Source organism: Streptomyces sp. NPDC111802, from assembly GCF_055634335.1.
Genome location: NZ_JBVKCZ010000051.1, coordinates 1 through 15,841 on the forward strand (window position 1 = coordinate 1; position 15,841 = coordinate 15,841).

Genomic DNA, 15,841 nt, shown 5'->3' on the forward strand with positions numbered 1-15,841 from the left:
CCGCACCGACCTGAAGTGACACGGGTACGCCCGCTCCCACACCAGTTCCGAGTGCCGGTTGGCCACCAGGCTGTAGTCCCAGCGGTCCGCCCGCCACAGCATCCTCGGCACGTCGAAGCCGTGCCGGGCGCCGGGCTTGGTCAGCAGGTCGGCCGCCATGTACTTCAGCGGGGTGCCCTGATGGGTGTGGATGTGGACGCTGCCGGACCGCTTGGTCAGGGTGCCCGGCCAGTTGACGTTGTTCACCCAGTACGCGGCCCGCGCCATGACCTCGTGATAGCGCCGCGAGCCCGGCGTCACATGGTCGATGCCGGGCGGCAGGGAGTCCACCTCCTCCTCCCGCACCACCCACACGCCCTCGATGTGCGGGGCGATCTCGGCGGCCTTGGCGTGGATCGCCGCCGGATCGCCCAGCACGCCCCGGTGCGAGAACGCCGAGTAGACGGCCAGGTGCGGATCCAGCGGAAGCGTCGACTGGACGCCGTACCAAGCCCGTTGGGCCCGCCGCGCGGCCGCCGCCGTCACCCGCCGCCTGCCCGACCCGGCCACTCTGCGCAGGTCACGCAGACCGCGTGCCACGGCGTACGGCGGATAGGGCACCGTCGCCAGCAGCCGCATCTCCTTGCCGCGCGGGCCGTCGGGCGGGATGAAGCCCTCGGGGAGGTGACGGGCGTGGAAGGAACGGATCTCGCGGTAGAAGGCCGGCCGGTCCACGGGCGTCACCCGGTCCTCGCGCGCGAGCACGAACAGCATGTGGTCCAGGGCCCGTTCGAACAGCGGCGGGCGCGCCCACGCCAGGTCCGGGCGCCCTTCGAGGAACGCGAACAGCCCCTCGTACTGCGCGAAGATGTCGAAGTGCCGCCGCCCGGGCGTCTTGGTGATCGCGCCCTGCCGGCGCTGCCGGTACTCGACGCCGATCCGCTCCAGACAGGCGATGCGGTCGGCCAGCACCATCGAGCGATAGGTGACGGGAGCGTCCTCGTACAGGCCCGGGGCGTAGCGCAGCTCGTGCTTGAGGAAGAAGTCGCGCCGGTACGCCTTGTTCCAGGCGACCAGGAACAGACGCAGATACTCAGGGCTTTCCCGGACGTCGAAGGTGCCCGCCCCGGCCGCCGCCAGCAGATCCGCCGCCGTACTGCGCCCGCCGCGCCCCCACCAGTGGGTGCGTACATGGTCGAAGACCAGGATGTCCGGGTCGCCGGTCACCGCCAGCCGTGCCGCGACCGCCTCCAGCAGGCCCGGCGTGTAGAAGTCGTCGCTGTCGAGGAACAGGACGTAGTCGCCGCCCGCCTCCGCCAGACCGGCGTTGCGGGCCGGGCCGAGGCCGACGTTCTCGGGCAGGTGCAGCACGCGTACGCGTGCGTCGCGCTCGGCGTAACCGTCGAGGATCTCCCCGCAGCCGTCGGGGGAGCGGTCGTCGACGGCGATCACCTCGAAGTCGGTGTACGACTGCCCGAGCACCGAGTCCAGGCACTCCCGCAGGAAGCCCTGCACCTTGAAGACGGGGACGATGATGCTGAAGCGGGGCACGTCAGTTCCTCACTGGGTCGTCGCGGCGGGGGCGGGCGTGCGCTCGGCGAGCGGGATCACCGGCTCGATCGCCTCGGGCGGCTCGCCCAGCAGCACCCGGCGTACGACGCGCTCGGCGGCGCGCCCGTCGTCGAACTGGCAGAAGCGCTCCCGGAACGCGGCCCGCAAAACCCTCGCCCCCTCGTCCGCGTACGAGCCGTCGCGGAAGACCGCCGCCAGCTCCCCCGGCGTCCGCGCCACCCGGCCCGGCGGCGCCTCCATCAGGTCGAAGTAGACGCCCCGCAGCTCCCGGTAGATGTCCCAGTCGTCGGCGTACACGACGATCGGCCGGTCCAGGTTGGCGTAGTCGAACATGATCGACGAGTAGTCGGTGATCAGCGCGTCGGCGGCCAGGCACACGTCCTCGGCGGAGCGGTGCGCGGTGACGTCGATGATCCGGCCGGTGCCGCGCGCGCCGCCCCGGTCGTAGAAGTAGTGGGCGCGCAGCAGGACGACGTACTCGTCGCCGATCTCCTCGCACAGCGCCTGAAGATCGAGGCCGGTCTCGAAGCCGGTGGCGTAGTCACGGTGCGTGGGCGCGTAGAGCAGGGCCTTCTTGCCCTCGGGGACACCGAGTTCGCGGCGGACGCGGGCGACGTCGGCGCCGGTCGCCGTGTAGTAGACGTCGTTGCGCGGATAGCCGTACTCCAGGGTCTCGTGCGCGGCCGGGAACGCCCGCTCCCACATCTCGGTGGAGTGCTGGTTGGAGGTGAGGTTGTAGTCCCAGCGGTCGACGCGGGCCAGCAGCTTGGCGATGCTGCCGGTCGCGGCGGCCACCACGGGATACGTCGCCTGGTCGGCGCCCATCTTCTTCAGCGGGGTGCCGTGCTGGGTCGACAGATGGACGCTCCCCTCGCGCTTGACGACGGCGTCGGCGAAGTTGGCGTTGTTGACCAGGTACTTGGCGCGGGCGAGCACCTCCCAGTACCTGCGGCTGCCGATGACCGCGTACTCCACGTCCTTCGGCACGGTGTGCGCCTGGTCCGCCTCGACCAGGAACACCGAGCGCAGATGCGGGGCGAGCTCGCGTGCCTTGGCGTGGATCGCGGCCGGGTTGCAGACATAGCCACGGCCCCAGTACGCGCAGTACACGGCGAGGTCCGGCGCCAGCGGGCGGCGCAGCTGACGCCGGTAGCGCAGCCAGGTGCGCAGCCCGCGCGGACGCGGGACACCCGCGGCCGCCCTCGCCGCCGCCTGGTTGGCCCAGCGCAGCGCCCGGAACGCCACGTACGCCCCGTTCGCCAGCAGCCGGTGCTGGACGCCCAGGCTGCCGCCCGGCAGCCGGAACCCGGTGGGGCAGTGCCGCCGGTGGAGCCTGCTCGCCCGGCGGAAGAAGGCGCGCCGGCCGCTGGGCAGCCGTCGCGGATGGGCGGCCGTCTTCAGTACGGCGGCGAAGAGCTGCTGGAACAGCGGCCCGCGCCGCCCCTCCGACAGCCCCCGCCCGGCCGCCCGCCGCAGCACCAGCTCCGCCTGGTCCAGCAGGTCGAAGTGGTGCCCGCCCGGCAGGCCCAGCCGGCTGCCCTGCCGCCGCAGCAGATGCCGTACGACCACCTGACGCAGCACCGCCATGTGCTCGGCGCTCAGCACGACCAGGCCGCCGAAGCCGATGTCGGTGAAGTGGCCGTCGGGGAAGGCGAGTTGCCGCTCGGCGAGAAAGGCCCGGCGGTAGGCCGCACTCCACGCCGGGAGCTGGACCCCGGTCAGCTCCGGCGCCTGGCCCGGCGAGAAGACCCCGTCCGGCGCCCGCGCCAGCAGCGGCGCGGCCGGATTGGTCGGCTCGCCCACCCACCACGGTGTCCGCTCGTGCTCGAAGTACAGGACGTCCACGTCACCGGTCTCGCGCAGCCGGGCGTCCAGCGCCGTCAGCGCGCCCGGCACCAGCATGTCGTCGCCGTCCAGGAACAGCAGCCACTCACCGATCGCCGCCCGCGCCCCGGCATTGCGCGCCCCGGCCAGCCCGGCCGCCGGCGGCGAGTGCACGGGCGCCACCCGGCAGTCCCGCTCGACGTACCCGGCGACGACATCCGCCGCCGCAGAGCCGGGGGTGTCGCAGACCGGGATCAGCTCGAAGTCGCCGAAGGACTGGGTGAGGACCGAGTCCAGCGCCAGGGACAGCCGGCCCGCGACCCCATGGGACGGAACGATGATGCTGAAGCGGGGCATACTGCTCTTTCTGTCGAGGTTCATCTCCTGCCGAGCGCTCAGCGGCTCGAGATGAGCACGGCGGCCGGCGACCGGACGGGATGGCGCTGGTCGAGCGGCACGACGGGCGGGTGGCCCGTCTCCCCCCGCACCACATGGCGTACGACCCGTTCGGCGGCGCCGCCGTCGTCGTACGGGCAGAAGCGCTCGCGGAACGCCGCCCTCAGCTGGGTGGAGCGCGAGCCGCGCCAGTGGCCGGTGGTGAAGATGTCGATCAGTTCGTCCTCGCCGCGCGAGACCGCGCCCGGCGGGAACGAGCGAAGATCGAAGTAGGTGCCGCGGGCCGCCTCGTAGGCCTCCCAGTCGTCGGCGTGGATGACGATCGGCCGGTCCAGGTTGGCGTAGTCGAACATGATCGACGAGTAGTCGGTGACCAGGGCGTCCGCGGCGAGGCACAGCGACTCGACGCTCGGGTGGTCGGTGACGTCGATGACCCGGTCGGACGGGCTGTCGACGAGCGGGCCGCCGTGGCGGTGGTGGGCGCGGGCCAGGATGACATGGCGCCGGCCCAGGCGGCGCTGGACGCGGTGCAGGTCGAGGGTGGCGCGCTGGGTGCGGCGGTAGTCGCGGTGGGTGGGGGCGTAGAGGATCACGACCGAGCCCTCGGGGATGCCGAGTCGCTCGCGGATCCGGGTCACATCGGCGGAAGTCGCCCGCTGGAAGATGTCATTGCGCGGACCGCCGTACTCCAGGGTCGTGTACTCGCCCGGGTACACCCGCTCCCAGGTCAGGGTGGAGTGGCGGTTGGCGGACAGGACGTAGTCCCATCTGTCGACGTTGTCGAGGAGCTCCTCGATGTCCTCGTCGCGCGCCGCCGCCGGGCGTTCGCGCAGGTCCAGGCCCATGTGCTTGAGCGGGGTGCCCCGTTGGGTCCGCACCATGACCTGGCCGGGGCGCTTGACCGTGCGGCGGTCGAAGTCGGCGTTGTGCACGAGGTACTTGGAGCGCGCGAGGGCCGTCCAGTAGGCGGCCGTGCCGGGGCCCAGACGGCGGGTGTCCGACGGGTGAGGCTCGTCCTCCGCGATCCAGGCCGTGCGGATGTGCGGGGCGTGCGCGCGGAACGCCCGCTCCAGGGCGCCCGGATGGCAGCCGTGGCCGCGGACGCCGTGCGCGGCGAAGACGGCGCGGTCGCGCCGCACGGGGAGGCAACGCTGGACGCGGTAGTGCAGCCGCAGGACGCCGAAGCGCAGGGACTTCAGCAGACGGCCGGTGACCTTGGCGGTACGGCGGATGAGGGCCGACGCCCGCTGCAGTGCGCGGTAGGTGCGGTGCATACCCAGGCGGACCAGGGCGTAGTGCACGCGGGTGCGTGCCGGGACGGGGACGCCTGGGGCGCGGTAACGGCGGTAGTAGGTGCGGGCCTTGCGCAGGAAGGCGGCGCGACTGCGGCGCGGGAGGCGGTCGCGGCGGGCGAACACCACCACCAGGTGGTCGAGCATCCGCCGGAACAACCACGGGCGCCAGCGGGTGAGTTCGGGGCGGTCGGCGACATAGGCGAAGACACGGTCGTACTGCTCGAAGACCTCGAAGTGCCGCGGGCTGACCGTGCCGAGGATCCCGCCCCGGCGCCGCTGCCGGTAGTGCACGCACACCCGGTCCAGGGTCGCGATCGACTCCGCCGTCATCAGGACCGGGTACGTCCAGGGCGTGTCCTCGTAGTAGCCGGGCGGGAAGGCGAAGCCCTCCTTCTCGACGAACTCCCGCCGGTACGCCTTGTTCCAGGCGACCATCAGCAGCCGCAGCAGCTCCGGGCGGTCCGCCAGCCGGAAGGGCGCCGGGCCCCGTTCGGTGAGCCACTCGGCGGCCTGGTTGCGGACCGTCTCGCCGGTCCAGTAGGCGCGGGCGTAGTCGTAGACCAGGACGTCCGGCTCCCCGGTCTCCTTCAGCCGGTCGGCGATGGCGTGCAGGGCGTCGGGGGTGAGGGCGTCGTCGCTGTCGAGGAAGATCAGGTAGTCGCCGGTCGCCTCGGCCATACCGGCGTTGCGGGCGGGTCCCAGGCCGCGGTTCTCGGTGAGGTGTACGGGGCGCACACGCGGGTCGCGGGCCGCGAACTCGTCGATGATCGCGCCGCACGCGTCGGGCGAGCGGTCGTCGACGGCGATCAGTTCGAGATCGGGGTACGACTGTGTGAGCACCGATTCCAGGCACTCGTGCAGATACGCCTGCACCTTGTACACGGGGACGATGACACTGAACCTGGGCAAGGGACTTCCACTGGGTCGGCCTGGGCGAGGGCGGCGACAGCGCCTTGCCCGGCAACGGCCAATGGAGTGCCTTGGTTACGGTGCATAAGGCATACGGGGGACGTTAAGTGAACGACAGGGGGCGAACCGATGTCGGTCCGCCCCTTCGAACGTGCCGTGTCCTGCCGTTACTTGACCGCGCCCGCCATCACACCGGACACGAACTGGCGCTGGAACGCGAAGAACACGACCAGCGGGATCACCATGGAGATGAACGCGCCGGGCGCCAGGATGTCGATGTTGTTGCCGAACTGCCGTACCTGCGTCTGCAGGGCGACCGTGATCGGCTGGCTGTCGGCGTCCGTGAAGATCAACGCGACCAGCATGTCGTTCCACACCCACAGGAACTGGAAGATGCCGAGCGCGGCGATCGCCGGACCGCCGAGCGGCATCACGACACGGAAGAACAGGCGCAGTTCACCTGCGCCGTCCAGCCGGGCCGCCTCCAGCAGCTCCCTCGGGATCTCCGCGAAGAAGTTGCGCAGCAGGAACACCGCGAACGGCAGCCCGAAGCCGACGTGGAAGAGGATCACACCGATCAGGGACCCGAAGATGCCGATGGTCCCGAACAGTTCCGCGATCGGGATCAGCGCCACCTGCACCGGCACGACCAGCAGACCGACCACGCCGAGGAACCACCAGTCGCGGCCCGGGAACTCCATCCACGCGAACGCGTAACCCGCGAGCGCGCCGATCATGACGACCAGGACCGTCGCCGGGACCGTGATCAGTACGGTGTTGAGGATCGAGTCGGTGATGTCGCTGTTGCCCAGGAGCTTGTCGTAGCTCTCGAAGGTGAGTTGGGAGGGCTCGCTGAAGACCTTCCACCAGCCGCTCGCGGTCATCTCGTCCGGCGGCCGGAGCGACGACAGCAGCAGTCCGATCGTCGGGACCAGCCAGAACAGGCCCACGACGATGAGGAACACCCGCACCAGCCCGCCGCTGACGAAGGAGGCGAGCCGGCCGCCGAGGGACTGCTCGCCCTTGACGACGGGGAGCGGCTCGGGTGCCGCCTTGGTGAGCCTGCCGGCGTCCGTACTCATCGCCGCACCTCCCGCCTGAGCCTACGGATGTTGAACCACATGACCGGGATCACGAGCAGCAGCAGGAACACCGAGATCGCGCTCGCGATGCCCGGCTGGTCCTCGGAGAAGCCCTTGCGGTACAGCTCCAGCGCCAGCACGTTCGCGTCGTCCTGGGAGGAGCCCGGGGCGATGATGAAGACCAGGTCGAAGATCTTCAGCACGTTGATCATCAGGGTGACGGCGACGACGGCGAGGACGGGCGCGAGCAGCGGCACCGTGACCCTGCGGAACACCTGCCACTCGTTGGCGCCGTCGACCCGGGCCGCCTCCAGCAGATCGCGCGGGATGCCCGCGAGCCCGGCCGCGATCAGCACCATCGCGAAACCGGCCCACATCCAGATGTACGACCCGATGATGGACGGCGTGACGAGGGACGGGCCGAGCCAGTCGAGCCCGTTGTACGCCTCCTTGAAGTTGTCCGCCGGAAGCCGGAGCTGGGCCCCCTCGGCGGCGGCCGGCAGGGTGAACGTGCCGTCGTCGGCCGCCTTGGTGGAGGCCACGACCTTGCCGTCCTTGACGGCCTCGATCTTCATCCCCGGATAGCCCAGCTCGGCCGCGTCGACGCCGCCGAGGGTGCCGACGCCCTTGCCGCGGGTGAAGTCCTGCCAGGTGGTGCCGGTGACCTTGTCCGGCTCGGCCTTCGCCTGTACGGCCGCTTTGGCGCCGTCCGGCATCTGGCCGGGGGCGACACCGACCAGGGGCAGGGCGACCGGGGTGCCGGCGCTGACGGTGGCCTTGGTGATGAAGGCGCCGCCCGGCGCCGATTCCAGCGGCGACTCGCGGCCCGGGTGGGCCTTGGGGAACGCGGACGCCTGCGCGAACGTGTCGTGGACGCCCACCCACACCGCGTTCGCCACGCCCTTGTCCGGGTCCTGGTCGTAGACGAGCCGGAAGATGATGCCCGCCGCCAGCATCGAGATCGCCATCGGCATGAAGACGACCAGCTTGAACGCCGTGCCCCAGCGCACCCGCTCGGTGAGCACCGCGAAGATCAGACCGAGCGCGGTGGCGACGGTCGGCGCGAACACCACCCAGATCACGTTGTTCTTCAGGGCGGTGCGGATGCCGTCGTCCGTGAACAGGGCCTCGTAGTTGTCGAATGCGGCGAAGCCGTCGCCGGACTGGTCGTAGAAGCTGCGGATCACCGAGTACCCGATCGGGTACACCACGAGCGCGCCGAGCAGCACCAGAGCGGGCAGCAGGAAGAGCACCGCCACCGTTCTGCGGGTGCCGGTCACGCTCTTGCGCGACTTGGGCGGGGCAGGGGGCGCGGTGCCCCCTGCCGCTTCCGCGGACGCCATGGCTCAGTTTCCGTACGCCGCGGCCGCGTCGGCCTCCAGCTTCTGCTGGGTGCCCGCGACGTTCGACGGGTTCTTCAGGAAGTCCTGCAGGGCCTTCCATTCGCCCTTGCCGGGCGTGCCGCCGAAGGCCTGCGGGGCCTGGTCGGACATGTCGAAGCGGAAGTCGTCACCGGCGTCGAGGAGAGCCTTCGCCATCTTGCGCTGCACCTCGTTCGGATACGCCGAGTTCTCCACGTTCTTGTTCGGCGAGAGGTAACCGCCGAGCTTCGCCTGGATCGTCGCCGCGTCCGGGGAGGCGAGGAAGGTGGCCAGGGCCTGCGCCGCCTTGGAGTCCTGGAGGATGACGGCCGCGTCGCCACCGGAGACGACCGGCGCGGTGTCACCGACGGTCGGGAACGGGAACACCTTGGCGTCCGTGCCGACCGTCGCCTTGGCCTGGACGATGTTGACCTGCGCGAAGTCGCCCTCGTAGACCATGGCGGCCTTCGGCTGGTCGCCGCCGGTGAACACCTGGGTGACGGAGGCCGGGAAGTCCGTCTGCAGCGCGCCGTCCGCGCCGCCCGCCACATAGTTCTTCTTGCCCCACACCTGGGCGAGTGTGGTGAGCGCGTTCTTCACCGACGCATCGGTCCACTTGATCTCGTGCCGCGCCAGTTGGTCGTACTTCTCGGGACCGGCCTGGGAGAGATAGACGTTCTCGAACCAGTCCGTGAGGGTCCAGCCGTCGGCCCCGCCCACGGAGAACGGGGTGACGCCGGAGTCGTAGACCGTCTGGGCGGTGGTGAGCAACTCGTCCCACGTCTTGGGCTCGGTGGCCCCGGCGTTCTCGAAGACCTTGGCGTTGTACCAGATCAGGGACTTGTTGGCGGCCTTGTAGTAGACGCCGTACTGCTTGTTGTCGACCTTGCCGATGTTCTGCCAGCCCTGCGAGAAGTTCTCCTGCAACTCCTTGACCGTGTCGGCGCCGAGGGGCTTGGCCCACTTCTTGTCGACGGCCTGCTTGATCGCGCCGGGCTGCGGGAGCATCGCGATGTCCGGCGGCTGGCCGCCCGCGACCTTCGAGCCGAGGAAGTTGATGATCGGGTCCTGCGCGGGCACGAAGGTGACCTTGGCGCCGGTGCGCTTCTCGAACTCCGCGAGGACCTTCTTGAAGTTCTCCTGCTCGGCTCCCGTCCATACCGCGGCGACCTCGAGGGTTTCGCCGTTCAGCTTGGGAAGGGTGACGGTGCTCGCGGTCTCCTGGCCGGATCCGCCCTGTTCGTTGCCGCTGTCGTTGTCGTCGCCACCGCACGCGGTGAGTGAGAGTGTGAGGGCGCCGGCGCATACGGCTGCGGCGGCCCTTGCGGCCCTGCTTGTCCGGTTCTTTCTGCTCGTGCTGCGCATCACTGCCCCGTTCTTCGTGCCTCGTCGAACGTTCGAGCGCTGTCCCGTGCGATCTGGTCTACGCCTTGGTATGGGGGTCGGCAAGACCACGTCCGGTGTCAACCGGGAATTCGTGACCGCCTCGTGACCAGGTACCTCGCGCTGGAGCGAGCCTCGCTGGGGGCCGCGCCCCCAGACCCTCTCCATCGGCTTGAACGGCCTCGTCCTCAAACGCCGGGCGGGCTGAAAAACGCCGGCCGGCGTCAAAGGAGTGACGGCACCCCGGTCGCCGAGACCTCCCGCGCCGCCCGCTCCACCGCGCTGGCCAGCAATGCCAGATCCGTAGGGCCGTTCCCCAGCTCGCGCACCTGACGCCGGGCCGGGGGATCGCCCATCCGGTGCCACTCCAACGGCACGACCGTCGGCCGCAATGTCGCCGTCCGCGGGATACGCCCCGTGACCCGACCGCCCTGGAACGGCACCGCTCTGCCGTCCGCCCAGGTCAGCCGGCCCCGCCCCGGCGCCGGCTCGTCCGGCCCCGCGGTCACCGGGTCCAGCGTCACCCGCAAGGTCGCAAGGCGCGCCGGCTCCGACTCCGCCGTACGGCCCCCGACGGTCGCGGCGGCCACCAGATGCACCCCGAGCCGCTCGCCCTCCCGCGCCACGGCCTCCAGCGCGCGGATCACCGAACCCGCCGCCGGCCTGCCCGGTGATCCCAAGGCGGGCGAGACCAGGGCGTCCAGGTCGTCCACGACCACGACGAGCCGGGGCAGCGGCGGCACGGCCTCGGCCTGCCGGCGTCCCGCCCCCGGCCGCAGCCGCATCGTGGAGCTGGGCGGGGTGTCCAGATCCCCTGTGTGGTCATGGGCCCCGGTGCCGGATCCGGCACCGGTCGCCGCCGCGCGCTGCGCGACCATCCGGCCCGACAGCTCTCGCCCCGTGTGCCACTCGGCGAAGTCGGACCGCCCGAGCAGCTCGGCCCGCCGCTTCAGCTCGGCGCTTAGCGACTGGGCGAACTCCCGCATACGGACCGGGTCGTTGGCGGTCAGGTGGGTGGTGACATGCGGTATGTCGGTGCACGCCCGCAGCCCGTCGCCGGGCCCGCCGCCCGCGCCGACGCTGTCCCGGCCGTCGATCAGCACGACGCCCAGCCGGTCCGGCCGCTCGGCCGCCGCGAGGGACGCGACGACGGCCCGCAGCAGCTCCGTACGCCCGCTGCCGGGCGGGCCCTCGATCAGCAGATGCGGCCCGTCCACGCCGAGGTCCGCGCTGACCGGCCCGCGCGGTCCGGCCCCGAGCACCGCGCACGCCCGTCCGCCGAGGGCCTGAGGATCGTCGGCCGCGTCGGCCCACCGCGCCATCAGCGAGGCGGGCGTGGCCCGTGCCAGCCCCAACTCGTCGAGCAGCCGTGCCGCCTGGGGCAGCGGGACCGACACGCGCGCGTGCCGCTCTCCGACGCCGCCCTCCGTGCGCAACGGCGCCAGCGCCCGCGCGAACCGCTCCGCCCAGGCGAGCGAAACGGCGTCCACCGCGGCGACGGTGCCGTGCCCGACGGGACCGTGGGCGACGGGACCGCGGGCTGCGGAGGGGTCGCGTGGCTGTGCGGTGCCGGCCCCGACCGCGCCGTCCTGAACGCGCTCGTGGCCGGCGGCGCCCTGTTCCGCGCTCCCGCCCCGCGCCACCCGCATCAGCCGCAGCGCCGTCGCCACATCACCGCTCAGCAGCGCGACCGCGCCGCACTCCCGGAACGTCGGCGACACCGTGCAGGCGGCCTCATATGTCTCCGTCACCGGGGACGCGGGCGACGCCGGAGCCGTCTCGGCCAGGCACACCACGTGGATCCCGGCGCGCGGCCCCTCCAGCGCCAGCCGGGCCACCGCCTCCCGCACGTCGGCGCCCCCGGGATCGCCGTCCACGACGAGCACGGTGTACGGACCCGCGAAACCGTCCGCCCCGTCGGCCGGGTCCTCCTCCCGTGCCCAGGAGGGCCGCCGGACGGCACGCTGAGCCGGAATCTGTCCGTCCGGCAGGGCCGGTGTCAGCCCCCGGCCGGCCGTCCCCGCAGCCCGTGTCTCCGCCGCCATGTCCTCCAGGCGTCGCAGCAGCTCATCCGTACGCGCCGTCGCCTGCTCACGGTCGTAGGCCAGCAGCAGGCGGCAGTCCTGGCCGTGGCCGGGGCGCAGATGCGGAAGCCAGCCCAGCCACGCCCATTCGGCGGTGCGCTCCTCCAGGGGACGGGCGCGGTCCACGCTGATCAGGACCACTTCCAGGGCGTCGGGGGAGTGCAGCGCGGCGAGCTGGGCGACCACCGCGCGGGCCAGCCCAGTGAGCCGCTCGCGCGGACCGGCCAGGCCCAGCGCCCCGACCTCCCGCAGATCCGCGGTCACCGGAACGGCGGGCAGCAGACCCGAGCCGTCGGGTGCCGGCCGGTCGGCCGTGCCGAGCCGCACCGTGAGCGCCTCCGCATGACCCGGGGGGCGCTCCCACAGCCGGGGCCCGGGGCCCAGGGCCGTCAGCAGCAGCGACGCCGGGTCGGGCCAGGCCTCCGGCAGCCGGGGGCCGCTCGCCGCCGAGAGCTGCCCGGACGCCTCGGCCGGCTCGTCATCGTCGTACATGTCGTCGTGGGCCGCCCCCTGCTCCGAGCGTCCTCCGGCCAGCCGCCGCGCCCACGCCGTGAGCCCGCCGCGCCTGCGGACGCCCGGCGGTACGTCGGTGCCCCGCAGCGGGGTGCCTTTACGGCTGCTGCCGGGGACCGCGCCCGCTGCCGCGGCGGAGGAACGCGAGGACGTACTCCCGGCTGCACTCCCGGCTTCGAGACCCCCGCCGAGCGCGCCCATGCCGAGGCCCGCGCCATGGGTGTCGCCCTCGCGTGGTCCCGGAAGCGGCCGCTCGGACCCCTCGTGCCGTTCGATCCGTGGTGCCCCGCCCTGCAGCGGGACGACGGGCGGCTCGACCGGACCGTGTTCCGCGAGCGCCGCCGGGTCGCCGCCGTCCGCCACGCGCGCGTGGGGCACCGGCGAGTCACCCGGGGCCCCGGCGACACCGTCCACTTCATGCTCGCCCCCGGCCGGGACGCGAACATGTCCCTCCCCGTCCGGCTCCGTCCGCACCCGCGCCCCCGGACCACCGGCCGGAGTCAGCCGTAGGACCGACTCGCCGATCCGCAGCAGCGCGCCCGGCGCGAAACGCACCGGGCGGGTGGTCAGACGGGCGCCGTCCAGCGTCGTGCCGTTGGTCGAGCCGAGGTCGGCGACCGAGACCCGGCCGTCGGCGGTGACCGTGACCGCGCAGTGCAGTCGGGAGACGTCCGGGTCGTCGAGCGGTACGTCGGCGTCGGCGGAGCGGCCGATGCGGATCTCGCCGCCGTGCAGAAGGTGCACCCCGCCCGCGTCCGGGCCCGCCACGACATGGAGCTGGGTCGGGGCGTCGTCCAGCTCGGGATGGGGCTCGGGGGCCGCCGGGGCGCCCAGGGCCAGCACCGCGCCGTCTATCAGCGGAGGCTCGCCGAGTGTGCTGCGCCGGTCGTCGAGCCGCTCCGCGCCCGCGTACAGCACGGCCGGGCCGCCGCCACGGTCGGCTTCGCCCGCGCGCGAGGTGCTCCCCTCCCCGGACACCGCCGAGGCGAGCGCCGAGGCCACCGCGGCCAGGGCCGTGCCCGCGGGCGCCGTGACCAGTACGTCGCAGCTCGCGGCGCGGCCCCGGGCAGGGGCAGGCGGGGCCAGCGGGTCAACGACGGTCAGCCGGATCTGCATCGGCGTCAGCGGTCCCTTCTGCGCGGGCGCGGACCAGGGCCCGTCTGATGGATCTCCCCACCCCACACGAGCACATCGGCCAGTACTCCACGCATCCTCGCACCTGGCACTGACAACGCGCCCCCCGCCCGAAGGCAAGTGATCTTGATTGGTCGGCTCTGCCCGCAAAAGTGCCTGACAGTTGACCTACCGGCGACCGCTTGAGATCGGTCACGTCCGCCTGCGGCAACCACGAGACCGAGCCGAGCGTCTTTCCTTCGAACATGTACGGGAAGCCGTACGTAAGACGCACAGAATGAGGACAGGCCGGTGCCCGGGGGCACGGCACTACAGTGGGTCGGAACGTAGGCAAGCAGCAGGGAGCGCGACGTGCGGCCGGTAGGCAGCAAGTACTTCCTCGAGGAGCCGCTGGGTCGCGGCGCCACGGGGACCGTCTGGCGGGCGCGCCAGCGGGAGACCGCGGGTGCCGAGGCGGCCGTGCCGGGGCAGCCCGGCGAGACCGTCGCGATCAAGGTCCTCAAGGAGGAGCTCGCCAGCGACGCGGACATCGTCATGCGGTTCCTGCGGGAGCGGTCGGTCCTGCTGCGCCTGACCCACCCGAACATCGTCCGGGTCCGTGACCTGGTCGTCGAGGGTGAGCTGCTGGCCCTGGTCATGGATCTCGTCGAGGGCCCCGACCTGCACCGCTACCTGCGCGAGAACGGCCCCTTCAGCCCGGTCGCCGCCGCCCTGCTCACCGCGCAGATCGCCGACGCGCTGGCCGCCAGCCACGCCGACGGCGTCGTCCACCGCGACCTCAAGCCCGCCAACGTCCTGCTCCAGCAGAACGGCGGCCAGATGCACCCGCTGCTGACCGACTTCGGCATCGCCCGCCTCGCCGACTCCCCGGGCCTGACCCGCACCCACGAGTTCGTCGGCACGCCCGCGTATGTCGCCCCCGAGTCCGCCGAGGGCCGCCCGCAGACCTCCGCCGTCGACATCTACGGCGCCGGCATCCTCCTCTACGAGCTGGTCACCGGACGCCCGCCGTTCGGCGGCGGCTCCGCCCTGGAGGTCCTGCACCAGCACCTGAGCGCCGAGCCGCGCCGCCCGTCCACGGTCCCCGACACGCTGTGGACGGTCATAGAACGCTGTCTGCGCAAGAACCCCGACGAACGGCCCAGCGCCGAGAACCTCGCCCGCGGCCTGCGCGTCGTCGCCGAGGGCATCGGCGTGCACGCGAACTCCGCGCAGATCGCCGCGGCCGAGGGCGTAGCCGCGCTGCTCGCCCCGGACCCCGCGCCGGCCACCGTGCCGGGCTCGGCCGACCCGACCCAGGTGCTGCCGCACGGCGCGGGCTCGTTCGACCCGAACGCCGCGACCAGCTTCCTGCCGCACACCGGCGCCCCCGGCGCCGCGGACCCCACGGCCGTACTGCCCAACACGGGCGGTCCGGGCGGGCGCGGCGCCGCCGACCCGACGGCCGTGATGCCCCCGGTGCCGCCGGGACAGCCCGGTCAGCCCGGCCCCGAGGACCCGCACCCCTGGCAGAACCAGCTGCGGGCCGCACGGGACCGCAACGAGCAGACGCAGGTCCAGTACCTCGACCCCAGCCAGGACCCGCTGCGCCGCCGCCCGCAGCGCCAGGTGGCCCGACCGCAGCAGCAGCCCCAGCAGCGACCGCCGCAGGGCCGGCCGCCGCAGGGTTACGGCCATCCGCAGCAGCACCAGCCGCAGCCGTACGCCCCGCCGCGCCAGCCGCAGCAGCAGCCGCAGCGGTACGCCCCGCCGCCCGCGCCGGAGCCGCAGCGTCCGCAGCGCGAGCCGCGTCAGCCGCGTCAGCGCAGCGCCAACCCGATGCGGATCCCCGGGCTCGGCTGCCTCAAGGGATGCCTCTTCACGATCGTCATCCTCTTCGTCGCGGGCTGGCTGGTCTGGGAGCTGAGCCCGCTGCAGGAGTGGATCGGCACGGGCAAGGGCTACTGGGACCAGCTCAGCGACTGGTTCAACACCGTGACCGGGTGGATCGGGGACCTCGGCGGAAGCTCGGGCGGGGGCTCGGGCACCAACTGACCTAGGGCCTGTCGTTTGGATCATGCCGGCGTCGCGGTGTCTGGCACGCGCATCTGCCGCGTTGTCGTCGGTTGTCGACGCTCCGCGTCGCCGCCCTCCTCCGCCTTGCAGCTGCACGCACCAGACCCCGCTCGGGTGGGTTGAGAGGCGCAGTCTCTCTCAGCCGACCTGATCCAAACGACAGACCTAGGCCGCGCGGGCGTCGGCTGGTTTGGTTATTTGTCGACACCTGGCGGGTGATTTCCGCCTCCGCAGTGAAGGTTGGCTCTTCGGGC

The 15,841-nt window shown here is 72.5% G+C and carries 8 protein-coding genes; 1 reads left to right on the top strand and 7 read right to left on the bottom strand.

Features of this window, described 5'->3' with window-relative positions; translation table 11 throughout:
* The 7 genes from ACZ7NC_RS37935 to ACZ7NC_RS37965 all read right to left on the bottom strand — a co-directional run.
* A partial coding sequence (locus tag ACZ7NC_RS37935; protein WP_471495441.1) for a bifunctional glycosyltransferase/CDP-glycerol:glycerophosphate glycerophosphotransferase occupies positions 1-1,530 on the bottom strand: 1,530 nt, incomplete at its 3' end.
* 9 nt (positions 1,531-1,539) lie between these two features.
* Positions 1,540-3,732: a bifunctional glycosyltransferase family 2 protein/CDP-glycerol:glycerophosphate glycerophosphotransferase gene (locus tag ACZ7NC_RS37940; RefSeq protein ID WP_471495443.1), complete on the bottom strand. Its 2,193-nt coding sequence runs from the start codon at positions 3,730-3,732 to the stop codon at positions 1,540-1,542.
* A gap of 38 nt (positions 3,733-3,770) precedes the next feature.
* Entirely contained in the window at positions 3,771-5,975 is a 2,205-nt protein-coding gene (locus ACZ7NC_RS37945; protein WP_471495445.1) for a bifunctional glycosyltransferase/CDP-glycerol:glycerophosphate glycerophosphotransferase, read from the bottom strand.
* Between the two features lie 167 nt (positions 5,976-6,142).
* Positions 6,143-7,057: a carbohydrate ABC transporter permease gene (locus ACZ7NC_RS37950; protein WP_471495447.1), complete on the bottom strand. Its 915-nt coding sequence runs from the start codon at positions 7,055-7,057 to the stop codon at positions 6,143-6,145.
* Positions 7,054-8,400: a carbohydrate ABC transporter permease gene (locus ACZ7NC_RS37955; protein WP_471495449.1), complete on the bottom strand. Its 1,347-nt coding sequence runs from the start codon at positions 8,398-8,400 to the stop codon at positions 7,054-7,056. The genes ACZ7NC_RS37950 and ACZ7NC_RS37955 overlap by 4 nt, the downstream gene beginning before the upstream one ends.
* Positions 8,401-8,403: 3 nt before the next feature.
* Entirely contained in the window at positions 8,404-9,783 is a 1,380-nt protein-coding gene (locus tag ACZ7NC_RS37960) for an ABC transporter substrate-binding protein (protein WP_471495451.1), read from the bottom strand.
* A gap of 242 nt (positions 9,784-10,025) precedes the next feature.
* A complete protein-coding gene (locus ACZ7NC_RS37965; RefSeq protein ID WP_471495453.1) occupies positions 10,026-13,514 on the bottom strand; it encodes an FHA domain-containing protein in 3,489 nt (1,162 codons plus the stop codon).
* 369 nt (positions 13,515-13,883) lie between these two features.
* Between ACZ7NC_RS37965 and ACZ7NC_RS37970 the strand changes: the two genes are divergently transcribed.
* Positions 13,884-15,566, top strand: coding sequence for a protein kinase domain-containing protein (locus tag ACZ7NC_RS37970; RefSeq protein WP_471495455.1), 1,683 nt, complete (start codon positions 13,884-13,886; stop codon positions 15,564-15,566).
* Positions 15,567-15,841 lie beyond the last annotated feature (275 nt).

Excerpts from the sequence above, each read along its gene's own strand:
- ACZ7NC_RS37940 (WP_471495443.1), bottom strand. The coding sequence starts at position 3,732 with ATGCCCCGCTTCAGCATCATCGTTCCGTCCCATGGGGTCGCGGGCCGG.
- ACZ7NC_RS37950 (WP_471495447.1), bottom strand. The coding sequence starts at position 7,057 with ATGAGTACGGACGCCGGCAGGCTCACCAAGGCGGCACCCGAGCCGCTC.
- ACZ7NC_RS37955 (WP_471495449.1), bottom strand. The coding sequence starts at position 8,400 with ATGGCGTCCGCGGAAGCGGCAGGGGGCACCGCGCCCCCTGCCCCGCCC.
- ACZ7NC_RS37960 (WP_471495451.1), bottom strand. The coding sequence starts at position 9,783 with ATGCGCAGCACGAGCAGAAAGAACCGGACAAGCAGGGCCGCAAGGGCC.
- ACZ7NC_RS37965 (WP_471495453.1), bottom strand. The coding sequence starts at position 13,514 with ATGCAGATCCGGCTGACCGTCGTTGACCCGCTGGCCCCGCCTGCCCCT.